Source organism: Alsobacter metallidurans, from assembly GCF_014636935.1.
GTDB lineage: Bacteria > Pseudomonadota > Alphaproteobacteria > Rhizobiales > Beijerinckiaceae > Alsobacter > Alsobacter metallidurans.
The window spans coordinates 914,466-938,941 of the sequence record NZ_BMES01000002.1 but is presented as its reverse complement, the minus strand read 5'-3'; the positions used below and the strand labels follow the sequence as shown (position 1 = coordinate 938,941).

The following is a 24,476-nucleotide window of genomic DNA, read 5'->3' as shown; positions in this document are numbered from 1 at the left end:
CTAGGCGATGAACTCGGGCGCGTCCGCCGGGCCGGCCAGATGGCAGGCCACGGGCCATGGCCCGCCGCGCGGAACCAGGGCCGGAACCACCGTCCGGCACTGCGGCTCGGCGATGGGGCAACGCGGGTGGAACGGGCAGCCGGGCGGCGGCGCGATGGGGCTCGGCAGCTCGCCGCGCACCGCCTCGCGGGCCGAGCGCTGGTGCGGATCGACCTGCGGCACGGCGGCGATCAGGGCGCGCGTGTAGGGGTGGCGCGGCGCGGTGAACACCGCCTCCGTGTCGCCGGTCTCCACCACCTTGCCGAGATACATCACGGCGATGCGATGCGAGATGTGCCGAACGAGGCGCAGGTCGTGCGTGATGAAGATCAGCGTGAGTCCAAGCCGCTCCTGCAGCTCCAGGAACAGGTTCACGACCTGCGCCTGCACGGACACGTCGAGCGCCGAGACGGGCTCGTCCGCGATGATCACGGAGGGCTCCACCGCGAGCGCGCGGGCGATGCCGACGCGCTGGCGCTGGCCTCCCGAGAACTCGTGCGGGTAGCGGTCGGCGGCGTCGCGCGGCAGATGGACGAGGTCGAGCAGTTCGCCGACCCGCTCGCGCACGGCGCCGCCCTCGACGATGCGGTGCACCGTCAGGGCCTCGGCCAGCGCGTCGCCGACCGACAGGCGCGGGTTCAGCGAGCCGTAGGGATCCTGGAACACCATCTGGACGCTGCGGTTGTAGGCGCGCCGGGCGTAGCCCTGAAGGCCGAGCACGTCGGCGCCCTCGAAGCGCACCGCGCCGGCGTCGGGCTCGTGCAGCCGCACCAGGCAGCGCGCCAGCGTGGACTTGCCGCAGCCGGATTCGCCCACCACGCCCAGCGTCTCGCCCTTGCGCACCGTCAGCGACACGCCGCTCAAGGCCTGCACGGCCCGCACGGGGCGACCGCCCAGCACGTCCGCGAGGCTGCGGCCGAGCGGGAAGGTTTTCACCAGCCCGTCCACGGTCATGATCGGGGCGTCGGCCACGGGGCCGCTCTTCAGGATGGTTCCGCTCACGCGACGCCCTCCCGCGCGGCGAGCCGGTCGCTGGCCCAGCAGGCGGCGCGCTGGTCCGGCGCCACCACGGCGAAGGGCGGCGCCTCAACGGTGCAGCGATCCTCCACCAGGGCGCAGCGCGGCGCGAAGGGGCATCCCGCGATGGCGCGGTCGAGCCGGGGCGGCTGGCCGGGAATGGGCCGCAAGGGCGCTCGCGCCGCGCCGCCATGCGGCATGCTGCGCAGCAACGCGTCCGTGTAGGCGTGGCGCGGCGCGGTGAACACCCGGTCCACCGGGCCGCTCTCCACCACGCGTCCGGCATACATCACGCTGACGCGGTCGCAGGTCTCGGCCACGACGCCGAGATCATGCGTGACGAGGATCAGCCCCATGCCGAGCTCGCGGTTGAGCCGCAGCAGCAGCTTGAGGATCTGGTCCTGGATAGTGACGTCCAGCGCGGTCGTTGGCTCGTCGGCCAGCAGCAGCTTCGGCTCCGCCGCGAGCGCGATGGCGATCATGGCGCGCTGGCGCATGCCGCCCGAGAACTCGTGCGGGAAGCCGGCGAGGCGCTGCTCGGGCGACGCGATGCCGACGAGGTCCAGGAGCTCGATCGCGCGGCGCCGGCGTCCCGCTGCGTCCAGCGCCGTGTGCGCGACGAGGCTTTCGTCGATCTGCCGGCCGATCGAGATCACCGGGTTCAGGGCCGACATGGGCTCCTGGAAGATCACCGCGATGTCCTTGCCGCGAATGTCGCGCAGGCGCTTTTCAGGCAGGGCCAGCAGGTTCTCGCCCTGCCACCGCACCTCGCCCGTGATGGCCGCGTTGGCGCGCAGCAGCCGCAGGATGGCGCGCAGCGTGACGCTCTTGCCGGAGCCGGATTCGCCGACCAAGCCCAGCGTCTCGCCGGGCGCGACCGAGAGGTTGACGCCGTCCACGGCGCGAACCTCGCCGCGCGCGGTGGCGAAGCGGACATGGAGGTCGCGCACGTCAAGCAGGGCGGAGGAGGGCGCGGCCATCATCGGCGCACGTCCATGAGATCGGCGAGGCCATCGCCGAACAGGCTGAAGCCGATGCCACAAAACACGATGGCGAAGCCCGGAAACACCGTGATCCACCAGGCCTGCGAGAAGAAGTTCTTGCCGTCCGCGATCAGCACGCCCCATTCGGCCGCGGGCGGCTGCGCCCCGAGGCCGAGATAGCCGAGGCTGGAGCCGAGCAGGATGGCGAGCGCCATGTCGGTCATCCAGTAGACGAGGATCGGCCGCGCCGCGTTGGGGAGGATGTGGCGCAGGAGGATGCGGGCCTCGCCATAGCCCAGCACCTTGGCGGCCGACACATAGTCCTGTCCGCGCAGCACCTGCACCTCGCCGCGCATCAGCCGGGCGTAGAACACCCAGCCGACCACCCCGATGGCGATGTACATGTTGGAGAGCCCCGGCCCGAGCACGGCCACGATGGCGATCACCAGCACCAGGAACGGGAAGGTCACCACGAGGTCCACCAGCCGGCCGAAGATCGCGTCCGCGATCCCGCCGTAGTAGCCGACCAGCAGGCCGATGATCGTGCCGATCACGAGCGGGCCCACGGTGGCGAAGATCGCGATCTGCAGGTCGATGGTGGCTGCCGCGATGGTGCGCGAGAGAATGTCGCGGCCGAACTGGTCCGTGCCGAAGGGATGGGCGGCCGAGGGCGGCTGCAGCAGCGCGCCATAGTCGAAGGCGAGCGGGTCATAGGGGGCGATCAGGCCGGGCGCGACCGCGCAGACGAGCACGACGAGCAGCACGGCCGCGCCGGCGATCAGCGAAGCCGGGGCGCGGCGGAAGGTGAGCGCGAGGGCCGTCATCGCGCCACCCGGGGGTCGAGCGCCATCTGGATCAGGTCGGTGATCAGGAAGGCCAGCGACACCACCACGGCGAGGATCAGCGTCAGCGCCTGGATCATCGGGTAGTCGCGGGCGAAGATGCTGTCGACCATGAGCCGGCCCACGCCCGGCACCGCGAACACGCTTTCGGTGATCACCGCGCCGCCCAGCAGCGAGCCGGCGTGCAAACCCACCAGCGTGACGGTGGAGATCAGCGCGTTGCGCAGCACGTGGCGGATCATCACGACGCGGCGCGATAGGCCCTTGGCGCGGGCGAAATCGACGAATTCGGCGTTCAGCACTTCCAGGATGGCGGCGCGCAGATTGCGCATGATCACGGCCGAGAAGCTCAGCGCCAGCGTGGTGGAGGGCAGCAGGAGGTGCCACAGGATGTCGGCGAAGCCCTCGCCATAGCCGCCCACCGGAAACCAGCGAAACCAGGCGGCGAACACCGTGAGCAGGATCAGCCCGACATAGAACACCGGCGACGACAGCCCGACCTGGAACACGCCGCGGATCAGGAAGTCGGGCCAGCGGTTGGCGTTCACGGCCGCCACGAAGGCGAGCGGCACTGCGAGCGCCAACGCGATCAGGGTGGCGAGGCCGGTGAGCGCCAGCGTCACCGGCAGGCGCTCGGCGATCACGGTCGTGACGGGCGTGCGGAACGCGATGGACTGGCCGAAATCGCCCTGCACGGCGCTGCGCAGAAACAGGAGAAACTGCTCGAGAATGGAGCGGTCCAGCCCCATCTGCTCGCGCAGCCGGTTCACGGCCTCGTCGGTGGCGCGATCCCCCAGTGCGGCGCTCACCGGATCGCCCGGCAGGAGCCGCGCCAGCACGAACACCACCACGCCAATCAGCAGGAAGGTCGGCAGGATCTGCAGCAACCGCGCGGCGATCAGTCCGGCCTTGCTCATGCGTGTCCTTTGTTGGTGCGGTTCATGGCGTTCGAGACAGTGGACGTGAAACGCTCGCCGTCATCCCTTCCCGACCTGCTCCGAAGGTCGCGGGAAATGACGGCTGAGAGACCGCGCCATGATGATTTGCGGACCTGCCGCCACCCCGCCGTCGTTGCGAGCCGGAGGCGAAGCAATCCAGTCTGGAGGCTGGGAGTTGCGCTCCATTTCCGGCCTCCGGATTGCTTCGCTTCGCTCGCAATGACGGGAGGGTGTCGCCACCGTGGAGCGCCTCGCCGTCATTGCGAGCCGGAGGCGAAGCAATCCAGTCTAGAGGCTGGGCGCTGCGCACCATTCCCGGCCTCTGGATTGCTTCGCTCCGCTCGCAATGACGGGGTGGGGTACGACGACCCCGCGTCACTGCAATGAAAGCCAGCTCACTTGTCCTTGTAGGCGGCCTCGAACAGGTTGTTGCCCAGCGGGATCTGCACGAAGCCCTTGGCGTTCTTGCGGAAGGCGACCGGGTAGGGCGTCTCGTAAAGGAACAGGATGGGGGCGGCCTCGGCGTAGCGCTGCTGGATCTCCTTGTACTGCTCGGCGCGGGCCTTGGGATCGATCTCCTGCTGGCTCTTCTCGAACAGCTCGTCCACCCGCTTGTCCTGCCAGTTGGAATGGAGGGAGTGGATGTTCGGCCAATAGGCGAAGTAGGACGTGATCTGGCTCGGGTCGGAGATGTCGTTGGTCCACGCGGACGTCCGCATGGCGAAGTTCTCCTCGCGGTAGCGCGCCGTGCGGGTGGCGTTGTCGACCTGGTCGATGCGCAGCTTCACGCCGACCTGGCCCCACATCTGCTGCACGGCCGCGAGGTCGTTGGCGTCGTCGCCGTTGCCCGAGAGCGAGTAGATCGACGTCTCGAACCCGTTGGCGAAGCCGGCCTCGGCGAGCAGCGCCTTGGCCTTGGCGAGATCATACTTGTAGAGGTCCTGGCCGAAGAACAGCGGCGTCGTGGACGACATATAGGAGCGCATCGGCTTGCCGAGGCCGAGCGTGGTGATCTGGATGATGGCGTCCTTGTTCACCGCGTAGTTCAGCGCCTGCCGCACCTTCGGGTTGCTGAAGGGGTTCGGCTTGCCGTCCTTGAAGGTCGGGCCGCTGTAGAAGGTGAGGTAGCGCACGCGCGTGGCGGGCCACAGCTCCATGCGCAGGTTGCTGTCGCCCTGCAGCTCCTTGACGCGCGAGTACGGAATGAACTCCGTGCCGTCGATCTCGCCGGCCTTGAGCTTCAGGAGGCGCGTGGCGTCGTCCGGGATGATCTGGAACTCGAGCTCGTCGAGATAGGGCAGGGCTTTCCCGTCCTCGCCCTGCTTCCAGTAGTAGGGGTTGCGCTTCAGCGTCATGGAGACGCCGCGCTTCCAGGCCGTCATGATGAACGGGCCGGTGCCGATCGGCTTTTCGGCGAAGGCCTTGGCCTTCTCCTCCGGGGTGGCGCCGGCCGAGGCTTCGAACAGCTTCTGCGGCAGGATGGCGGCGTTGAAGGTCGCGAGCGCCGGGATCAGCGTCGGGTCAGGGTGCTTCAGCGTCAGCGTGACGACCTCGGGCGACGTCACGGCGATCGACTCGATGGAGGCGAGCGAGGACGACCACGCGCCGGCCTTGGGGTCGCGGGCGCGGTCCAGCGACCACTTCACGTCCTCGGCCGTGAGCGCCGAGCCGTCCGCGAACTTCACGCCCGGGCGCAGCGTCACGGCGAGCGACTTGCCATCCGCGGCCATGTCCCACTTCGTGGCGAGGCCGGGCTGCACGCCGACGCCGTCGGCCGTGGGGGCGAGCAGCGTGTCGTAGAGGTTCGTCAAAACCCAGATGTCCACGTTGGCGTCGTTCAGCACCGGATCGAGGAACAGGCTGTCGGCGTAGCGGGCGTAGATCATCTTGCCGCCACGCGTCGCCGCATCGGCGGCGGAGGGCAGGTGGATCAGGCCGGCGGCGAGCGCGAGCGCGGCGGCGCTCGCCTTCAGAAACGTCCTTCTCATCTTTTTCTCCCCTCAGCGGCTTCACGCCGTCTGGTGTTCTGTCCTAGGATGCTAGAAGGGTCGACAATCGGACGTCAACAGGAACGTCTCGGAAAGAGGCTCTGGAGTTGCAAATTCCGATGACGCGCCCGACCTTTGTGCTAACTGCCTAGAACAGATGCCAGGCGCCTCTCTTCTCAGCAACCTTGCCGCCGCGCTGGACCGCACGCTTCCGGTGCCGCTCAGCGTGCAACTCAAGGGCCTGATCGAATACGGAATCACGTGCGGCGAGCTGCCGCCAGGCACGCGCCTGCCCTCCGTGCGCGAGCTCGCCGAAGCGGGCGGCATCGCCCCCATGACGGCGGTTGCGGTGTATCGCGAGCTGCAGGGTAGCGGCCTCATCGCGACCCGCCCCGGCGCGGGCACCTATGTGGCGGACGACGCCCGGGCCGAGAGCCCGGAGGCACTGGCCTGCGTGCAGGCGCATCTCGACGCCGCGCTGGCGGCCGCCGAGGCGGCAGGCCTCTCCACCGCGCAGGTTGCCTCCCTCCTTACCGCCGCCATCACCCGCGGCCGCGTTCGTGACGGCCGGCCGATGCGGCTGGTGATGCTGGGCGTTTTCCCCGAGGCCACAAAGGCCTATGCGGGGGAGATCGCCCGGCAGCTGAAGCCCGGCGACAGCATCGCGCCGCTCACCTTCGAGGCGCTCGCGGCCGAGGGCTGGCCCGGCGCGCCGCCGGACCTCATCGTCACGCTGGCCAACCGCAAGAGCGAGGCCGAGCAGATCGCGGCCGGCGTCGCCCCGGTGGCGAGCGTCAGCTTCCTCCCCGCGGAGGCGACCCGCGCCCGGCTCGCCGCGCTGGATCCGCTGGCGCACGTCGGGCTGGTGTCGGTGTTCCCCGAGTTCCTGGCGCTGATGAAGCCCGGCGTGCTGCGCTTCGCCCCGCATGTGCGCGCGGTGGACGCCATCGTGGCGGACGACGCCGAGTTGCCGGCCTTCCTGCAGCGCGTCGACGTGGTGGTGTACGCCACCGGCGCGGAGGCCGCGCTCACGGCCGCCGGCGCTCCGCCGGAAGGCTCCGCCAACGCGATCGAGTATCGCCACACGCCCGATCCCCACGCGGTGCAGGGCTCCCTGCTGCCGCTCATCGAAACCCTACGAAACGGCGCCCCGGCGCGCCCGATGCTCAAGGAGGCTGTCCCGTGAGGATCAGCGACATGAACTGGATGCAGGTCGAGGACTACCTGAAGGGCGACGACCGCGCCGTGGTGCCGCTCGGCTCCACCGAGCAGCACGCCTATCTGAGCCTGTCGGTGGACTCGATCCTGTCCGAGCGCGTCGCCCTGGAAGCCGCCGAGCCGCTGGGCGTGCCGGTGTTTCCCGTGCAGGCCTACGGCATCACGCCCTATTTCATGGCCTATCCGGGCACCGTGTCGCTGCGCGCGACCACCTATGCGGCGGTGATCCGCGACATCCTGGACTCGCTGAAGATCGCGGGTTTCCGGCGCATCCTCCTGTGCAACGGCCATGGCGGAAACTCGCCGGCCCAGACCGTCAGCGTCGAGTGGATGGGCGACAACCCGGACGTCTCGGTCCGCTTCCACAACTGGTGGAACGCTCCCAAGACCTTCGCGAAGGTGCAGGAGACCGACAAAGTCGCCTCGCACGCGTCCTGGATGGAGAATTTCCCCTGGACGCGGCTCGCCAACATTCGCGGCCCGGAGGAGCAGAAGCCCATGGCGGATCTCGACCGCATGCGCACCAAGAACCCGGCCGGCGTGCGCGAGATCCTCGGCGACGGCAATTTCGGCGGCCTCTACCACCGCTCTGACGCCGACATGCAGGCCATCTGGGACATCGCCGTGGAAGAAACGCGCGCGTTGATCGAAGGGCTCGGAGCATGAGCGGCGTCGAGGGACCCATCCTGATCTGGGGCGCCGGCGCCATCGGCGGCGTGGTCGGGGCCTATCTCATCCGCGCCGGCCTGCCGGTCACGTTCGTCGACATCGACGCCGCCCATGTGGAGGCCATCAACAGCCGCGGGCTGGAGATCGAGGGGCCGATCGAGCAGTTCACCGTGCAGGCCAAGGCCTTCACGCCTGACGCCGTGGAGGGCCAGTTCGGCTGCATCCTCCTGTGCGTCAAGGCGCACCACACGCGCGGCGCGGCCGAGCAGCTGAAGCCGCATCTGGCGCCGGGCGGCTACGTGGCGTCGTTCCAGAACGGCCTCAACGAACTCGAGATCGCCGACGTGGTCGGGCGCGCCAACACGGTCGGGGCCTTCGTGAATTTCGGGGCCGACTACATGGCCCCGGGCCTCGTGCAATACAGCGGCCGCGGCGCGGTGGTGATCGGCGAGATCGACGGCGCCATCACGGAGCGCGCCAAGGCGCTGCACGAGACCATGCTGCTGTTTGAGCCGAACGCCGTGATCACGGACAACATCATGGGCTACCTCTGGGGCAAGCTCGGCTATGGCGCGCTGCTGTTCGGCACCGCGCTCACCAATGCGTCGATCTGCGAGGCGCTGGACGCCCGCGAGCCGCGCGAGTTGTTCCGGCGCGTCGCCGGGGAGGCGACGCAGGTCGCGATGAAGCTCGGCGTCAACGCGCTCGGCTTCAACGGCTACACGCCCGAGGCCTTCGCGCCGGGCGCGTCGGACGCTGTGGCGGACGCCTCCTTCGACGCCATGGTGGCGCACAACGCCAAGTCGGCGAAAACGCATTCGGGCATCTGGCGCGACCTTGCGGTGCGCAAGCGCAAGACCGAGGCGGACGCCCAGCTCGGCCCCATCGTGAGCTTCGGCGCGCAGGTCGGCGTGCCGACCCCCGCCACGCAGGGCGTCATCGCGATGATCCACGAGATCGAGGACGGGGTGCGCCCGCTCGCCTGGGAAAACCTGGCCGAGCTCGAAGCCTCATTGCCCGCCAAAGCTTGAGAGAACCTCCATGCAGATCCTGTTCGAAGGGCGCCGGGCGCTCGTCACCGGCGCGGCCCACGGCATCGGGCGCGCCATCGCGGAAGCCCTCGCGGAGGGTGGCGCAACCGTGGTCGCCGCCGACATCCTCGCCGCCGAGCTCGCCCCGGTCGCCTCGCATGCGTCGGGGCGGATCACCACCGCGGTTGCGGATCTCAGCCGCAAGGCGGACATCCAGGCTCTTGCTTCCCAGCACGGCCCCTTCGACGTGCTGGTGCACAGCGCCGGCGGCGTCTGCGGGCAGGTCGGCCGGCCGCTGGAGGAGATCGAGGAGGCGGATTGGGACGCCATCGTCAACATCAACATGAAGGCCGCTTTTCTGCTCGCGCAGGCGACCGCCCCGGCCATGAAGGCGAACGGCTATGGTCGCATGGTGTTCATCTCGTCCGGGGCCGGGCTCGGCGTCAGCCTCACGGGCATCCAGGCCTATGCGTCCGCCAAGGCGGGCGAGATCGGGCTGACGCGCCAGCTCGCGCATGAGCTCGGCCAGTTCGGCGTTACGGTGAACAGCGTCGCTCCGGGCTTCGTGCGCTCCAATCCGAGCAGCGAAAAGCAGTGGGCGAGCTACGGCGCCGAGGGCCAGAAGGCCATGCTGGGCCGCATCGCCACGCGCCGGCTCGGCACGGCCGAGGACATCGCCAACGCGGTGCTGTTTCTCGCCAGCGAGCAGGCGTCCTGGATCACCGGCCAGACCCTTCCGGTGGACGGCGGCAAATGAGCGACACCGCCGCCATCGAGGCGAAGCTGAAGGCCGACCAGCCGCGCCACGTCGATATCCTCAAGCGCTTTGTCGCGATCCCGAGCGTGTCGACCGACCCGGCCTACCGGCAGGGCGTCGCGGACGCGGCGGCCTTCGTGGCCGGACGCCTGCGCGAGGCCGGGATGGGGGAGGTCGCGATCCACCCCACCGACGGCCACCCCGTCGTGACGGCGTCCTGGCGCGGCGCCCCGGGCGCCCCCACCGTGCTGGTCTATGGCCACTACGACGTGCAGCCGCCGGACCCGGCCGAGGCCTGGCGCTCGCCACCCTTCGCGGCCGAGATCCGGGACGGGCGGCTCTACGCGCGCGGCGCGTCCGACGACAAGGGCCCGATGCTGATCCCGATCGCGGTCGCCGAAGCTTTCATGCAGGCGGACGGGCGGCTGCCGGTGAACATGGTGTTTCTGTTCGAGGGCGAGGAGGAGGTTTCCAGCGCGCATCTGGAGCCGTTCGTGGCAGCGCATCGCGATCTGCTGAAAGCCGACTTCACGCTTTCGGCCGACGGCGCGCAGTGGCGGGCGGACCTGCCCAGCGTCACGGTGGCGAGCCGCGGCATTTGCGCGCTGGAAGTCACCGTGCGCGGGCCCGGCAAGGATCTTCATTCCGGCCGCCACGGCGGCGCGGTGGCCAACCCCATCCAGGTTCTCGCGCGCCTGATGGCGGGCCTGCATGACGACGCCGGCGCGGTGGCGGTCAGGGGCTTCTATGACGGGCTCGACCCCGTCAGCGAGGCCGAGGTGGCGGCGATCGCCGCCATTCCGTTCGACGAAGCCGCCTATCTCAAGGAGGTCGGCGCGCCCGAGGGGGCCGGGGAGGCGGGCTACACGCTGCTGCAGCGTAACTGGATCCGCCCGACGCTGGAGTTCAATGGCGTGCATGGCGGCTACACGGGCGCGGGCAAGAAGACCGTGATCCCGAAGGAGGCCTCCGCGAAGATCACCTGCCGGCTCGTGCCCGGGCAGGACCCGGCCCGCATCGTCGACCTCCTCGCCCGCCATCTCGAAGCCGCGGCTCCGCCCGGCGTGCGCGTCTCCGTGAAGCGCGAAACCGGCGGAGCCCCGGCCTACGCGATCCCGGCCGACCATCCCGGCCTGGCGCTATCCGAGGACGTCCTCGAAGGCGTCCTGGGCCGGCGCCCCGTCCGCGTGCGCATGGGCGCCACAATCCCGATCGGCGACATCTTCAAGCGCGTGCTCGGCATCGACACGGTGTTCTTCTCATTCGCCACCGTCGACGAGGACTACCACGCGCCCAACGAGTTCTTCCGCCTCTCCAGCTATCAAGCCGGCATGATCGCGTGGGCGCGGTATCTGGCGCGGTTAGGGGAGCGGAGGGGTTAGACGCCCGCTCCCCATCTTTTCAGGGCGCGCCGCAGCCACACCCTCCTCCTCGAGGGGAGGGTGTGGCTCCGCGCCGTCGCTGAACTAGGTTGCGGTCACGCCGCCCGGCAGGAGATGTCCATGAGCCCAACCCCATCCCGCGACGGCGCCGTTCGGCGGGCGGCCGAGCACTTTTCGTCGGGGGCGTTTCTGTCCGAGTTGCGGGCGCTCGTGGCGCATCGCACCGAGAGCCAGTCGGGGGAACGTGGCGCCGAGCTGAGGGGCTACCTGACGGACGCGATGGCGCCCGCGCTGGCCAAGCTCGGCTTCGTGTCGTCGGTGGTGGACAACCCCGTGGCAGGCGGGCCGCCGTTTTTGCTGGCCGAACGGCATGAGGGGGCGGATCTGCCGACCGTGCTGGTGTATGGCCACGGCGACGTGGTGAACGGCCATGAGGGGCGGTGGCGCGAGAATCGGGACCCTTGGGCGGTGACCGTGGATGGCGACCGCTGGTACGGGCGAGGGGCGGCCGACAACAAGGGCCAGCACGCCATCAACATCGCGGCGCTCGCGCAGGTGATGGCCGAGCGCGGCGGCAGTCTCGGGTTCAACTGCAAGGCGCTGATCGAAATGGGCGAGGAAACCGGTTCGCCGGGCCTGCGCCAGCTCGCCGGCGCGCACGGGCAGGCGCTCGCCGCCGACGTGCTGATCGCCTCCGACGGGCCGCGGCTCAGCGCCGAGCGGCCGACGATCTTCCTGGGCTCGCGCGGGGCGCTGAACTTCGACCTCACGGTAAACTTGCGCGAGGGAGCGCATCATTCGGGCAACTGGGGCGGGCTGCTCGCCAATCCGGGCACGATCCTGGCCAACGCGATCGCCTCCTTGGTGGACCGCAACGGCCGCATCCTGCTGGACGCGCTCAAACCGCGCGAGATCCCGCCGGCGGTGCGCGCCGCGCTCGCCGACCTGACGGTGGGCGGGGGGCCGAACGATCCGGCGATCGACCACGATTGGGGCGAGCCCGGGCTCACCCCGGAGGAGCGCGTGTTCGGCTGGAACGCGCTGGAGGTGCTGGCCTACGAGACCGGCATCCCGAGCGCGCCCGCCAATGCGGTGCCGGGCGTCGCCAGGGCCACCCTGCAGTTGCGCTTCGTGGTCGGCACGGACCCGACCGAGGCGCTGGCCGCCATACGGCGACATTTCGACGCGAGCGGCTATGACGCCGTCACGATCGCGGCGAGCCGGATGGAGACCTTCTCGGCCACGCGGCTCGACCCGGAGGATCCCTGGGTGCACTGGGCGCTGGCCTCGCTGGCGCGCACGAGCGGCAAGAAGCCGGCGCTGCTGCCCAATCTGGGCGGCTCGATCCCCAACGACGCCTTCTCGGAAACGCTTGGCTTGCCGACGATCTGGGTCCCGCACTCCTACCCGGCCTGCTCGCAGCACGCGCCGGACGAGCACCTGCTCGGTTCGGTCGCCGAAGAGGCGCTGCGGATTATGGCCGGGCTGTTCTGGGATCTCGGCGAGACCGGCCCGGCCGTGCTGGCCAGGCGCCGTGCATAAACGACCATGACGTGTAATACACATACTCCCAATGGTTCTGGTTGACCGCCGGCTCGATCTGGCCCCAGAGAAGAAAGTTCATCGCAGCTTCGGTCTTCGACCGTAGGAGTTCGCCTGGAACGTGGTCGACGCGCCTCTCTTTCTTCGGGTTCCCGACCCCATGGGAAGCCTCATCGCGGCGCATGACTGGGGGCGCACGCCGCTTGGACCGATTTCAGGCTGGCCGGCCGTTCTGAAGCTTTCGGTGAGCACGATGCTGCGCTCCGCCGTGCCCATGACGCTGCTGTGGGGCGAGACGGGCGTCCTCATCTACAACTCGGGCTACGCCAAGGTTTGCGGCAAGCGGCACCCGGCGGCGCTGGGCCAATCGGCGTTCGACGTCTGGCCGGACTATCGCGATTTCAACCGCTCTGTGGTGGAGCGCAGCCTTGCCGGCGAGGCGCTGGCGTTCGACGAGCAGGAGCTGTCGCTCAACCGCAACGGCGAGCCCGAGCAGGTCTGGATGGACCTGCGCTACTCTCCGATCGCGGACGAGGACGGGCGGTTCTGCGGCGCGCTCGCGATCGTGCTCGACGTCACCGAGCGGGTTCTGGGCCAGCGCCGGCTGCAGGAGAGCGAGACGCGGTTCCGCGAAATGGCCGACCACGCGCCCGTGATGGTGTGGGTGACGAACCCCACCGGCCATTGCGAGTATCTCAACCTCAACTGGTACGCGTTCACGGGGCAGAGCCTCGGCGAGGCGGCGGGCTTCGGCTGGCTTGATCCGATCCACCCGGAGGACCGTGGCGCCGCCGAGGCCGCATTTCTGGCCGCCAACGCCGCGAAGGCCCCGTTTCGGATCGAGTATCGGCTGCGCCGCCATGACGGCGCCTACAGGCTGGTGATCGACGCCGCCGCGCCGCGCTTCGATCCGGCAGGGACGTTTCTGGGCTATGTCGGCTCGGTGATCGACATCGAAGAGCGGCGCGAGAGCGAGGAGCGCCTGCGCGAAAGCGAGGCGCGGTTCCAGGCGATCGCCAACTCGGTGGACCAGATGATCTGGTCCACCCGGCCGGACGGCTACCACGATTACTTCAACGACCGCTGGTACAGCTTCACGGGCCTGCCACGCGGGGCGACGGACGGCGAGCGCTGGAACGGCGTGTTCCACCCGGACGACCAGGAGCGGGCCGCGCGGACCTGGCGGCGCAGCCTGGCGACCGGCGATCCCTACCATATCGAGTACCGGCTCCGGCACGCCTCGGGCGAGTATCGCTGGGTCCTCGGCCGGGCCCAGCCGGTGCGCGACCAGACGGGCGCGATCACGCGCTGGTTCGGGACCTGCACGGACATCCAGGACATCGTCGACGCCCGCGAGGTGCTGGCGAAATCGCGCGCGCAGCTCGAGCGCGAGGTCGAGGCCCGAACCGAGAAGCTCATGGTGGCCGAGCGCACGTTGCGGCAGATGCAGAAGATGGACGCCATCGGCCAGCTCGCCGGCGGCATCGCGCACGACTTCAACAACATGCTCGCCGTGGTGCTGAGCGGCCTGCAGCTGGTGCAAAAGCGCCTCGCGCGCGGCGACACAAACGTGGGCGCCTTCGTGGAGGGCGCGATGGACGGCGCCAAGCGCGCCTCGGCGCTCACCCAGCGCCTGCTCGCCTTCGCGCGCCAGCAGCCGCTGGAGCCCGAGCGGCTCGATCTCGGCCACGAACTGGCCGACCTGCAGGAGCTCCTGACCCGCACGCTGGGCTCGCGCTATCAGATCGAGATCCGGACGGAGCCCGTCTGGCCGACTCTGGCCGATCGCAGCCAGTTCGAGAACGCCGTGCTGAACCTCGCCGTGAACGCGCGCGACGCCATGCCGGAAGGCGGGCGGATCCAGCTGCGCGCCCGCAACGCGCCGGCCGGCAGCGCGCCCGCCGAGGGCGGCGGCGCGGCCGAACGCGACTACGTGCTCGTGGAGGTGGAGGACCGGGGAGCGGGCATGGACGAGGCCACGCTGGCGCGGGCCTTCGAGCCGTTCTTCACCACCAAGCCGGAAGGCAAGGGCACGGGCCTCGGCCTCAGCCAGATCTTCGGCTATGTGCGCCAGTCCGGCGGCTTCGTGCGCGCCCGCTCGGAGCCGGGCGTCGGCACCGTTGTGTCGATGTATTTCCCCCGTGACGAGGCCGTGGCTAGCCCTCCTTCGGCAGCGCCGGACCGCGCGTGACGTCGAGCCCCTGCGAGGCCGGCAGCGTCACCGTCCGGCCGCTCGCGGCGGCCTCGTAGATCGCCTCCATCAGCACGTGGTCCTGCACGCCTTCCTCGCCGGGCGTGCGCGGCTTGCGGTTCTCGCGCACGCACTGGGCCATGTGGTCGATCTCGTCGGCGAACTGGTTGCCGGCCGCCACCGTGAGGGTGCGCTGCACCTCCTGGCCGTCCTGCAGCACGCCATGGTGCAGCTGCTGGCCGCGATACGCGAAGGCCTTGTCCATGCGCATCCAGCCTTCGGCTCCGTTCACCAGCAGATGCTGGCCCTTGAAGGCGCTGTAGCTCGTGAAGCAGTTGGCGATCACGCCGGAGGGAAACTGCAGCGTGAACGCGACGCTGTCCTCCACCTCGGCGAAGCGCGGGTCGCCGGGCGGGCTGTGGATGCGCGCCGACACCGCCACGGGCTCCTCGCCCAACAGGAACCGCGCCTCGTTGAGGCAGTAGAGCCCGATGTCGGGCAGCGAGCCACCGCCGGCCAGCGCCTTGCGCAGGCGCCATTGGCGCGGATCGCCCTGGTTCTGCACGTTCACGGCCTCGATGCCGCGGATGGCCCCGAGCGCGCCCGAGCGCATCATGTCCTGCAGCGCCCTGTGGTGCTTCTGGAATTGCGAGCGATACGCGACCATCAGCTTGACGCCCGCCTTGGCGCAGGCTTCCGTCATCTCGCGCGCTTCGGCGGAGCTCACCGCCATGGGCTTTTCGCACAGCACATGCTTGCCGGCGCGGGCGGCGCGCAGAACCAGGTCCTTGTGCAGCGCATTCGGGGTGATCACGTAGACCACCTGCACGGCCGGGTCGTCCGCGATGCGGTCGAAGCTGGCGTAGTCATAGAGCGAGCTCGGCGCGAGGCCGAGCGACTGGCCGACCTGCCCGGCCTTTTCGGGCGAACCGGACACCAGCGCGGCAATCTTGGCCATCCGGGTTTCGCCGAAAGCCGGGATCACCTCCTCGAGCGCCAGTCGTCCGATGCCCGCGATCGCGAAGCCGACGCGCTCGGCCGGCGGCAGCGGAGCGGGCTTGGGCTTCTGCGCCGGCTCGGTGCCGGCCGCAATGGGCTGGAACTGCACCTTGCCGCCCGAAACCCCGCCTACGTCGAGCGGCTCGCGAGGCGCCGGAGCCTGGGCGAGAACCGGGGCGGCGAGCCCCGCCAGCCCGACGCCGCCCACGCCGACGCCTCCGGCCAGCAGCAGGCCGCGGCGGCTCCAGCGGTGCTCGGAGGGGCGGTCCAGGGTGTCGCTCATGGGGGGTCGTCTCCGTGGTCGCGAGGGCGGCCGATGCGCCGCCGGGGAAACGTGGCCTCCCGGCCGGTGTTCCGCCCCCGGGGCGCGGTCAGGGGTGCGACAAGGGCGCGCTGCCGATTGCGTGGGCCTGGCCTCAACCAACCGGCGGGTTGGCGCGTATTTGCACGAAGTTCATGTTTCCCATTCCTTCGCGCCAGAGATCCGCATGCCCGCATCGCCGTCCCGCCGCGCCCTTCTGACGGCCGGCCTGCTCGCCCCCGTTCTGTCCTCCTGCTCGGCGCTCGGCGTCTTCAATGCGGTGACGCCCGCCGACTCCGGCGCCCGGCTCGCGGCCGAGGGCGTTTCCTATGGGCCGGATCCCCGGCACAAGCTCGACGTGTTCGTCCCAGACGAGTCCGCCGGCGCGAGGGCGGCGAAGCGCCGGCCCGTGGCGCTCTTCATCTATGGCGGGTCCTGGAATAGTGGGGCGCGGGCCGACTATGCGTTTGTTGGCCGGGCGCTCGCGGCGCGTGGGATCGTCACCGTGGTGATGGACTACCGGCTGGTCCCGCAGGTCCGCTATCCGGGCTTCGTGGAGGACGGCGCGCTCGCGACCCGCTGGGTCAAGAGCGAGATCGGCCGCTTTGGCGGCGATCCGGCGCGCCTCTTTATCATGGGTCACTCGGCCGGCGCATACAGCGCCGCCATGCTGGCGCTGAACCCCGCATTTACGCGGGATGTCGGGTTGCGCGGCGCTCCTTATCGCGGGCTGGTCGGACTCGCGGGCCCATATGATTTCTACCCGTTCGACGTCGGCGCCGCCCGCGAGGCTTTTGGCCAGTGGCCGCGGCCGCAGGAAACCCAGCCCGTCTCGATCGCGCGGCGGGGCGCGCCGCCGGCTTTTCTCGCCTACGGGACCGAGGACACCACCGTGCTGCCGCGCAACTCGCGCAAGCTCGCCGAGGTGCTGCGCAGCCTGGGAACGCGCGTTGTGGAGCGCGCCTATCCGGGCGTCAGCCATGCGGGCATTTTGCTCGCCTTGTCGAAGCCGCTGCGCGAACGCGCGCCGGTTCTGGACGACGTGGTTGCGTTCATCCAGGGCGGCTGAGGCCCGGTCCGATCATCCCGGCGTGCGAAAGTGAACCAAGCGCGCCCTCTGCGAGTATTTGCCTCCGGGGGCTGCAAGGGTGCGCGTAGTGGCGGCGACCGATCTTTCCGTTTTGCTTCAGTCCGTCGGCGCCGGCGACCGGCGCGCGTTTCGCGATCTCTATGACGCCACGTCTCCGAAACTCCTTGGGATTGCGGTTCGTATCCTTAGGGACAAGGCCTTGGCCGAGGAGATCCTTCAGGATGTTTACCTGCGCGTCTGGCGCAATGCGAACCGGTACTCGCCCGAGGCCGGCGCGCCGATGACGTGGCTCGGCGCCATCGCGCGCAACCGCGCCATCGACGTGGTCCGCAGCCGCAAGGCCGAGCCCATCGCGAGCGCTCCGGCGGGCGACGAGGATGGCGGGTGGCTGGAAAGCCTCGCCGATCCGGCCGGGGAGAGCGTCGACCGGGTCGACGCCCAGGCCCTGCGGCAATGTCTGGGGCAGGTCGAGGGCGAACTGCGCCAGTGCCTCGTGCTCGCCTACTGCGAAGGCTACAGTCGCGAGGAGCTGGCCGACCGCTTCGGTCGCAACGTGAACACCATCAAGACGTGGCTGCGCCGTGGCTTGGCGGCGCTGCGCGTGTGCTTGGATCCGCCATGCCCATGACGCCCGAAGACGCCGACGCCCTGGCGGGCGAGTACGTGCTCGGCACCCTCGGGGCCGACGAGCGCGCCGCGTTCGGGCGCGCGCTGGAGCGCGACCCCGCGCTGCGGGCGCTCGTCGCCGATTGGGAGCGCCGCCTGTCGCCGCTGGCGCAAGGAGTCGAGCCGGTGAGCCCGACCGCGGACGTCTGGCGCGCCATCGCGCAGGCCATCGGTCCAGACCCGGTCGTCCAGCTGCGCCGCCAGGTGCTGCGCTGGCGCGTCGCCACGGGCGTCGCGGCCGCGCTGGCCGCCAGCCTGGCGATCGCCCCCTGGCTGCGCCCCGCCGCGCCGCCCGCGGCCGGCCGCTACGTCGCCGTGGTCAACCGCAGCGGCGACCTCCCGGCCCTGATCGTGCGCGTCGACGTCGCCACCGGCGCGGTGACGCTGCGCCCCGTCGCCATGGAGCCGCCCGCGGGCCGCAGCCTCGAACTCTGGTACATCCGCGACGGCGCCGCCCCGCGCTCCCTCGGCGTCGTCCACGACGGCGCCCAGCAGGTCGCCGCCCCCGCCGAACTACGCAACGACGCCCGCACCTCCATCACCTTCGCGGTGTCGGTGGAACCCTCCGGCGGCTCCCCCACGGGCGGCCCGACCGGCCCCGTGATCTATTCGGGCAAGCTCATCCCGGAGTAAGAGCAGCGCGCCCTTTACCCTCCCTTGAGGGGGAGGGTCGCCGCGCAGCGGCGGGGTGAGGTGACGGTGGGCGGTAGCCTCGTTGGCACAACCGCGCTCTTCCCCGGCTGCACCCCACCCCGCCGGGCTTCGCCCGTCGACCCTCCCCCTCAAGGGGACGGTGGGCTGCCGAGCGCCTGAATCGCGCCGAAAACAACAACCCACTGCGCGTTGTGATTGTTTTCACGTCGAAAACTCGCGCCCGCTTGCCGCCGGGACCTCTGATGAGGCATTCTGGCGGAAGCGCTGCGCTGAGTTCGCGTCGAGTGTCCGAATCCGAAACAAGCTTCATCGATTGGCTGGCCCTGCACGGCCTGGCGGAGCTTGGGCCGGCGCTGGCGGCGCAGCATGTCGGGTTCGACACGCTCGGCGACATCACGGAGGCGGATCTCAAGGAGCTGGGCTTCACGCTCGGCCAGCGCAAGCGGCTGATGCGGGCCATCGGCGAGCGACTCGGCGGGGCCGTGACGGTGGCGACGACGCACCCGGAATTGCAGGCCGAGACGATCACCGAGCGGCGCCATCTCACGGTGATGTTCTGCGACCTCGTCGGGTCCTCGCGGCTGTCCGACCGCATGGACACAGAGGATTATCTCGAGATCATCCAGGCTTACCGGGCCTTCTGCACGCAGATCGTGAACCGCTACGAGGGCTTCGTGGCCCGGTTCATCGGCGACGGCATCCTGTGTTATTTCGGCTATCCGATCGGTCACGAGAACGACGCCGAGCGCGCCGTGCGCGCCGGCCTGGAGATTACGCGCGGGCTCGGGGCGGTCACAACGCCGGATGGATCGGTGCTGGAAGCGCGCATCGGGCTGACAACGGGCGTCGTGATCGTCGGCGACCTTTACGCGCCCGGCGGGTCGGAGCGTCAGGAAATCGTCGGCGCGACGCCGAACCTGGCGGCGCGGATCCACTCCGCCGCGCGTCCCGGCGAGGTGCTGGTGGCGGAAAGCACCTACCGGCTCGTGCGGGGGTTGTTCACTTGCGAGTCGCTCGGGCGGCGCGTGTTCCGCGGTTTCTCCACCGAAACCGCTCTGTGGCGCGTGCAGGGCGAGCGGCGGATGACGACGCGCTTCCGCGCGCGGCGGGGCCGGCGCCCGGCGACGCTGGTGAACCGCGTTGTCGAGCTCGAGATGCTGCGCACCCACTGGAAGCGCAGCCTGGTGGGGGAGGGCGGCGGCCTCGTGATCGTGGGCGAGGCCGGGATTGGCAAGTCGCGCGTCGTGGAGCACTTCGCCCACGGCGTGGAGGGCGCGGAGGCGGTGGTCCACCGCTACACCGCTGGACCGTTCTCGGCCCAGAGCCCGCTATTTCCGCTGATCGCCTTTCTGACGCGCGCGGCCTCCATCCGGCGAGGCGACGACGTGGGCACCCGCCGGCGCAAGCTGGAGAACTTGATCTGGGGCGACGAGGAGACGCGCCGGGCCGGCATGCCGATCCTGGCGGAGCTCCTGTCGGTCGACATCGAGCAACGCCTCAACGGCGAGCTTTCGCCGCGGCAGATCCGCGAGCAGACCTTCGCATTCGTGATCGACCAGATGGAGCGGCGGGCCGCCGCGAGCCCGCTGTTGCTGATTGTCGAGGACATCCACTGGCTCGACCCCACCTCGCTGGAGTTGCTGGAGCAATTGATTCCGCGGCTGGAGCGCCAGCGCATCTTGCTGATCGCGACCTGCCGAGACGAGGAGCAGGTGGAATGGATCGAGCGCTCCGGGCTGGCGGTGCTGCGCCAGGGCCGGCTCGACCCCGAGCACGCGCGGGCGCTGATCCAGACCGTGCTGGGCGACCGGCGCATCGACCCGACCTTCGCGGCCCAGATCGTCAGCAAGACGGACGGCAATCCGTTGTTTCTGGAGGAGTTCACCAGCACGGTGGTGGACGCCGTGGAGCAGGCCTCCGGGCTTGACCGCTTCGCCGTAGCGGCGATGCCGCCGATCCCTGACTCGCTGCATGAGATTCTGGTGGCGCGGCTCGACCAGGCCGGCGAGGCCAAGACGCTGGCGCAGGTCGGCGCGGTGCTTGGCCGCTCGTTCTCGCGGCCGCTGATCGAGGCCGTGGCGGCGCGCGAAGGGGCGGGCTTCGACGGGAGCATCGCGGCGCTGCTGGCGTCCGGCCTGCTGTTCGAGACGCAGGAGCAGGGTGAGGCGCACTATTCGTTCAAGCACGCGCTGGTGCAGGACGCCGCCTACCGGACGTTGCTGAGGGACCGGCGCTGGCGGCTGCATGCAGTCGCGGCCGAGGAAATCCGCCGGCTGACGCCCGAGGTGGAGCGCGAGCAGCCCGAGATGCTGGCCCACCATCTGACGGAGGCCAACCTCTACGACCAGGCGGTGACGTTCTGGCTTCGCGCGGGCGAGCGCAACCTCCAGCGATCGGCGCTGCCGGAGGCCGTGACGCAGCTGCGGCGCTGCCTGGAGGTGCTGGGCCACCTGCCGCCCGAGCCCGAGCACCTGGAGCAGCGCCTGCGCGTGCTGGTGCTGCTGGGCCCGGCATTGATCTCGCTGAAGGGGCCCGGCTCGCGCGAGGTCGAGGACATCTACACCAGCGCGTACGAGACCTGCCGGCTCTTGCCCGAGTCCCGCACGCACTATCCGGTGTTCTGGGGCTGGTGGCGGATGTCGGAGGACTATCGCGACAAGACCCGGCGCTTCGAGGCGCTGCTGGAGCGCGCCCAGGTGCGCTCCGATCCCGAGCTCCTGCTGCAAGCGCATCATTGCGGCTGGGGCAGCTATTTCGGGCTGGCGCAGTTCGGGGCCTGCTGCGAGCACATCGACAAGGGGCTGGCGATCTACGAGGCCGGCGACTATCGCCACCACGCCACGCTCTACGGCAACCATGACGCAAAGGTCTGCGCGCTCGGCGAGCGGGCGCTCGTCTACTGGCTGCAGGGCGCGCCCGAGCAGGCGCTCGCCCAGGAACGCCGCGCCATGGCGTGGGCGGCCGAGCTCGGCCATGACGGCTCGTACAGCCACTGCATCGACATCGCGGTGATGCACAGCGCCTACCGGCGCGACATCCCGGCCGTGCGCGAGCGGGCCGCCACCATGCTGCGGCTGGCGGAGGAGAAGGGCTTTTCCGACCACCTGTCCAAGGGGCGGCTGTTTCTGGGCTGGACGGCCGCACTCGGCGGCGACCCGCTGGGCGGCCTCGCGATGCTGCGGGAGGGCCTCGCCCAGCAAAAGGACAGCGGCACCTCGGAGGATTTCCCCGTCTATTACTGCATGCTCGCCGAAGTTCTGGAACTTGCCGGCCGCCCCGACGAGGGCCTGGCCGAGCTCGAATACGTCCATGACGTCTGCAACGCCGCCGGCCTGCGCATCTGGATGCCGGAGGTTTTGAGGAGGATTGGGGAGCTGCGGGCGGGGACGGGCGCGGGCGGGCGCGATGCGGAGGCGGCGCTCAGGGAGGCGCTGGCGCTCGCGCACGCGCAGGACGCGCGGGCGCTGGGCGTGCGGGCGGCGCTCTCCCTCGCGCGGGCGCGCGGGCGGGCGGGCGACCACGAGGAGGCGCGCGCCATCCTGCGCCCGTATCTCACGGGCGCGCCCGAGTGGCTCGCGCAGGCGGACGTGCAGGCCGCGCACGCGCTCTACGGCGCAGGAGCGGACGCGTGAGCGCGCCGGCTGAGACCTACGCGCGCTTTGCGCCGCTGGGCCCGCGCATGGGCATCACCCGCGTGGCCGTGCTCACGGGCCTGGATACGCTGGGCGTGCCCGTGTGCCTGGCCGCGCGCCCCAACTCGCGCTCGATCGCGGTCTTCCAGGGGAAGGGGCGCACGCTCGCGGCCGCGAAGGCGTCCGCGTTCATGGAGGCGGCCGAGACGTGGCACGCGGAGCGCGTGCTGGCGCCGTGCCGGCTCGGGCGCGCCGCGGACCTGGAGGCGGCCGGGCTCCCCTGCGTGTGGGAGGGCCTGCCCCTGGCCGAGGGCGCGCGCTTCGACGCGGACGCGCTGATTCCATGGGTGGAGGCGCGCGACCTCGCGACCGGCGCGCCCGCCTGGGTCCCGCTCGAATGCGTGAGCGCCGACTACACGCCCGCCGCGGAGGCGCGCTTCGGGCGCATGTTCGAGGCGCACACGAACGGGCTCGCATCCGGGGCCACGCTCGCGGACGCGATCGCGCACGCGCTCTACGAGCTCGTGGAGCGCGACGCGGTCACGCTCTGGCGTCTGCGCGACGGGTACGCGGAGCCCTCGCTCGCGCTCGCGGCCATCCGCGATCCCGATTGCGCGTGGCTGCTGGAGCGCTTCGCGGCCGCGGGCGTGCGCATCCGTGTGTGGGACGCAACCTCGGACGTGGGCCTGCCCGCCTATCTGTGCCTGGCCGCGGACGAGGGCGCCACCGCGACCGACCCCGAGATCGGGGCCGCGTGCCACCCCGCGCCGGCGGTCGCGATCGCCAAGGCGCTCACCGAGGCCGCGCAGGCGCGCACCACCTGGATCGCGGGCTCGCGCGACGACTTCGCGCCCGAGATCTACGACGCGGCCGCGCGCGCGAGGCGCAGGCGCGTCAGCCGCGTGTGGATGGAGGGCGCGGCCACGGCGGCGCCGGACGCCCGCGCGGATCTGTCGACCGGGAGCGCGGACGCCGACATCGGGCGCGCGCTCGGGCTGCTGGCGGCCGCCGGCCTCGGCCAGGCGCTGTGCGTGGACCTCACGCGCGCGGACATCGGCATCCCGGTGGCGCGCGTGCTGGTCCCCGGGCTCGAATCCCCGCTCACCGGCGAGGAAGGGCGCGCCGGCGGCGCCCGGGCCGCCCGCGTCCGCGCCGCGCGCCAGAACGGCGCCGCGCCGGGGCGGCCGCGATGACGGGCGGGCTCATCTTCCTCGGGCCCAGCCTGCCCGCCGCCGAAGCCCGGGCGCTGACGGACACGCCCATCCTGCCGCCGGCCGCGCAGGGCGATCTGTACCGCGCCGTGCTGGCGCACCGGCCGCGCGTCGTCGGCATCGTGGACGGCTATTTCCACCAGGTCCCGTCGGTATGGCACCGCGAGATCCTGTGGGCGATCAGCGAGGGCGTCGCGGTGTTCGGCGCGGCCAGCATGGGCGCGCTGCGCGCGGCCGAGCTCGACGCGTTCGGGATGGTGGGGATAGGCCGGGTGTATAAGGGCTTCAGGGCCGGCCGCTATGGTCCCTTCTCGGACGATTTCGAGAACGACGACGAGGTCGCGGTGGTGCATGGCCCGCCCGACACGGAGTTCCTGCGGCTCAGCGACGCCATGGTCGACCTGCGACAGGGGCTCGCGGAGGCGCACGACCTTGGCGTGATCAGCGCGGCGCTGCGTGACGCGCTCTGCGCCGAGATGGCGGCGACCTTCTACCCGGACCGCAGCGCCGAGGCCTTGCTCGCCAGCCCCCAGCTCGCGCCGCCCGTCGCGGCGGCTCTGCGCGACTGGTGGGAGAAGGCTTACGTATCCCAGAAGCGCCGGGACGCGCTGGCGCTGATCGCCCGGGTCGAAGCCTTTCTGGCGAGCGGCGAGACGGCGCCGAAGCCCACCTTCGGGTTTCAACGCTCCGGCGTCTGGGAAACCTTCGTGGCCGCCGAGGAGGCGCGCCGCGCCGCGGCCCTGACGCCCGACGATGCCCTGGTCGCGGACGACTTGCAGCGGGATTTCGTGCGCTGGCCGGTTCTGTGCCGCGCAGCCGGGCGGGAGGGCGGACCCGCCGATCCCGCCGTGACCTGGCGCGCCTTCGCATCCTGGCGCGAACTGCGGGGCCTGGCGTCCCGCGCGTCGCTGGAGCGCTGGATGGCCGAGAACGGCCTCGACGAGGCCGGGCTCGCGGCCTTGTTCGAGCGTGTGGCGCGGCGGGGCGGCGCTCACGTCACAGCGGCGGGGGCGCGCGATGTGGTCGACCACCTGCGTCTTTCGGGCGCGTATCCTGAAGCGCTCCATCAGGCCCGCCTGAACGCCGCCGTCCTGGCCGCGGCTCCGGACGCCGGCCGGCCGCCGCCCCCCGACATGCGGCCGATCGCCTGGCGCTATGGTCTGGTGGACGACGACGCGCTGGCGCCGGAACCGCTTGCGCGTGTGGCAGAACGACTTTGCTACCCGGATGAGGGCGCCTTTGCGCGCGCACTGTGGAGCAGGTACCATCTCGATCTCGCCGGTTCCGCAAAGCCGGGCGAGCAGGGCATGCGGAGCGGGGGCTGAC

General features: G+C 70.8%; 19 protein-coding genes. 13 read left to right on the top strand and 6 right to left on the bottom strand.

Annotation, left to right across the window (positions count from 1 at the left end; translation table 11 throughout):
- The 5 genes from IEV99_RS14620 to IEV99_RS14600 form a co-directional block, all read right to left on the bottom strand.
- Entirely contained in the window at positions 1-1,041 is a 1,041-nt protein-coding gene (locus IEV99_RS14620) for an ABC transporter ATP-binding protein (protein WP_244643880.1), read from the bottom strand.
- Complete coding sequence (locus IEV99_RS14615; RefSeq protein WP_210318664.1) at positions 1,038-2,039, bottom strand: ABC transporter ATP-binding protein; 1,002 nt, start codon at positions 2,037-2,039, stop codon at positions 1,038-1,040. Before IEV99_RS14615 ends, IEV99_RS14620 begins: the two co-directional genes overlap by 4 nt.
- Positions 2,036-2,863, bottom strand: a complete 828-nt coding sequence (locus IEV99_RS14610) for an ABC transporter permease (RefSeq protein WP_188518488.1) — start codon at positions 2,861-2,863, stop codon at positions 2,036-2,038. Before IEV99_RS14610 ends, IEV99_RS14615 begins: the two co-directional genes overlap by 4 nt.
- A complete protein-coding gene (locus IEV99_RS14605) occupies positions 2,860-3,798 on the bottom strand; it encodes an ABC transporter permease (RefSeq protein ID WP_188518487.1) in 939 nt (312 codons plus the stop codon). Before IEV99_RS14605 ends, IEV99_RS14610 begins: the two co-directional genes overlap by 4 nt.
- A gap of 416 nt (positions 3,799-4,214) precedes the next feature.
- A complete protein-coding gene (locus IEV99_RS14600; RefSeq protein WP_188518486.1) occupies positions 4,215-5,807 on the bottom strand; it encodes an ABC transporter substrate-binding protein in 1,593 nt (530 codons plus the stop codon).
- A 157-nt stretch (positions 5,808-5,964) separates the two neighbouring features.
- Here IEV99_RS14600 and IEV99_RS14595 point away from each other — a divergent pair, with 157 nt between their 5' ends.
- The 7 genes from IEV99_RS14595 to IEV99_RS14565 all read left to right on the top strand — a co-directional run bounded on the left by IEV99_RS14595 (position 5,965) and on the right by IEV99_RS14565 (position 14,597).
- Entirely contained in the window at positions 5,965-6,993 is a 1,029-nt protein-coding gene (locus IEV99_RS14595; protein ID WP_188518485.1) for a GntR family transcriptional regulator, read from the top strand.
- Entirely contained in the window at positions 6,990-7,691 is a 702-nt protein-coding gene (locus IEV99_RS14590; protein WP_188518484.1) for a creatininase family protein, read from the top strand. The genes IEV99_RS14595 and IEV99_RS14590 overlap by 4 nt, the downstream gene beginning before the upstream one ends.
- Positions 7,688-8,725, top strand: a complete 1,038-nt coding sequence (locus IEV99_RS14585) for a ketopantoate reductase family protein (protein ID WP_188518483.1) — start codon at positions 7,688-7,690, stop codon at positions 8,723-8,725. The genes IEV99_RS14590 and IEV99_RS14585 overlap by 4 nt, the downstream gene beginning before the upstream one ends.
- 10 nt (positions 8,726-8,735) lie before the next feature.
- Positions 8,736-9,482: an SDR family NAD(P)-dependent oxidoreductase gene (locus IEV99_RS14580; RefSeq protein WP_188518482.1), complete on the top strand. Its 747-nt coding sequence runs from the start codon at positions 8,736-8,738 to the stop codon at positions 9,480-9,482.
- Positions 9,479-10,864 (top strand): dipeptidase, encoded by a 1,386-nt coding sequence (locus IEV99_RS14575; RefSeq protein ID WP_188518481.1) that lies wholly within the window; start codon positions 9,479-9,481, stop codon positions 10,862-10,864. The genes IEV99_RS14580 and IEV99_RS14575 overlap by 4 nt, the downstream gene beginning before the upstream one ends.
- A 120-nt stretch (positions 10,865-10,984) precedes the next feature.
- Positions 10,985-12,406: a M20 family metallopeptidase gene (locus IEV99_RS14570; protein WP_188518480.1), complete on the top strand. Its 1,422-nt coding sequence runs from the start codon at positions 10,985-10,987 to the stop codon at positions 12,404-12,406.
- Positions 12,407-12,566: 160 nt separating this feature from the next.
- Positions 12,567-14,597, top strand: coding sequence for a hybrid sensor histidine kinase/response regulator (locus tag IEV99_RS14565; protein WP_188518479.1), 2,031 nt, complete (start codon positions 12,567-12,569; stop codon positions 14,595-14,597).
- Here IEV99_RS14565 and IEV99_RS14560 read toward each other — a convergent pair.
- Positions 14,563-15,879, bottom strand: coding sequence for a Gfo/Idh/MocA family protein (locus IEV99_RS14560; protein ID WP_188518478.1), 1,317 nt, complete (start codon positions 15,877-15,879; stop codon positions 14,563-14,565). The two genes, IEV99_RS14565 and IEV99_RS14560, sit on opposite strands and share 35 nt — an antisense overlap.
- A gap of 205 nt (positions 15,880-16,084) precedes the next feature.
- Between IEV99_RS14560 and IEV99_RS14555 the strand changes: the two genes are divergently transcribed.
- The 6 genes from IEV99_RS14555 (at position 16,085) to IEV99_RS14530 (ending at position 24,475) form a co-directional block, all read left to right on the top strand.
- Positions 16,085-16,966, top strand: coding sequence for an alpha/beta hydrolase (locus IEV99_RS14555; protein WP_188518477.1), 882 nt, complete (start codon positions 16,085-16,087; stop codon positions 16,964-16,966).
- A 79-nt stretch (positions 16,967-17,045) separates the two neighbouring features.
- Positions 17,046-17,615, top strand: coding sequence for a sigma-70 family RNA polymerase sigma factor (locus IEV99_RS14550; RefSeq protein WP_308469377.1), 570 nt, complete (start codon positions 17,046-17,048; stop codon positions 17,613-17,615).
- Entirely contained in the window at positions 17,606-18,286 is a 681-nt protein-coding gene (locus tag IEV99_RS14545; protein WP_188518475.1) for an anti-sigma factor, read from the top strand. Before IEV99_RS14550 ends, IEV99_RS14545 begins: the two co-directional genes overlap by 10 nt.
- Before the next feature lie 305 nt (positions 18,287-18,591).
- The gene (locus IEV99_RS14540) at positions 18,592-21,939 is read left to right on the top strand and encodes an AAA family ATPase (RefSeq protein WP_188518474.1); all 3,348 of its coding nucleotides are present in this window, start codon (positions 18,592-18,594) and stop codon (positions 21,937-21,939) included.
- Positions 21,936-23,132, top strand: a complete 1,197-nt coding sequence (locus IEV99_RS14535) for a YcaO-like family protein (RefSeq protein WP_188518473.1) — start codon at positions 21,936-21,938, stop codon at positions 23,130-23,132. Before IEV99_RS14540 ends, IEV99_RS14535 begins: the two co-directional genes overlap by 4 nt.
- On the top strand, positions 23,129-24,475 hold the full coding sequence (locus tag IEV99_RS14530; protein WP_188518472.1) for a TfuA-like protein: 1,347 nt from the start codon (positions 23,129-23,131) through the stop codon (positions 24,473-24,475). Before IEV99_RS14535 ends, IEV99_RS14530 begins: the two co-directional genes overlap by 4 nt.
- Position 24,476 lies beyond the last annotated feature (1 nt).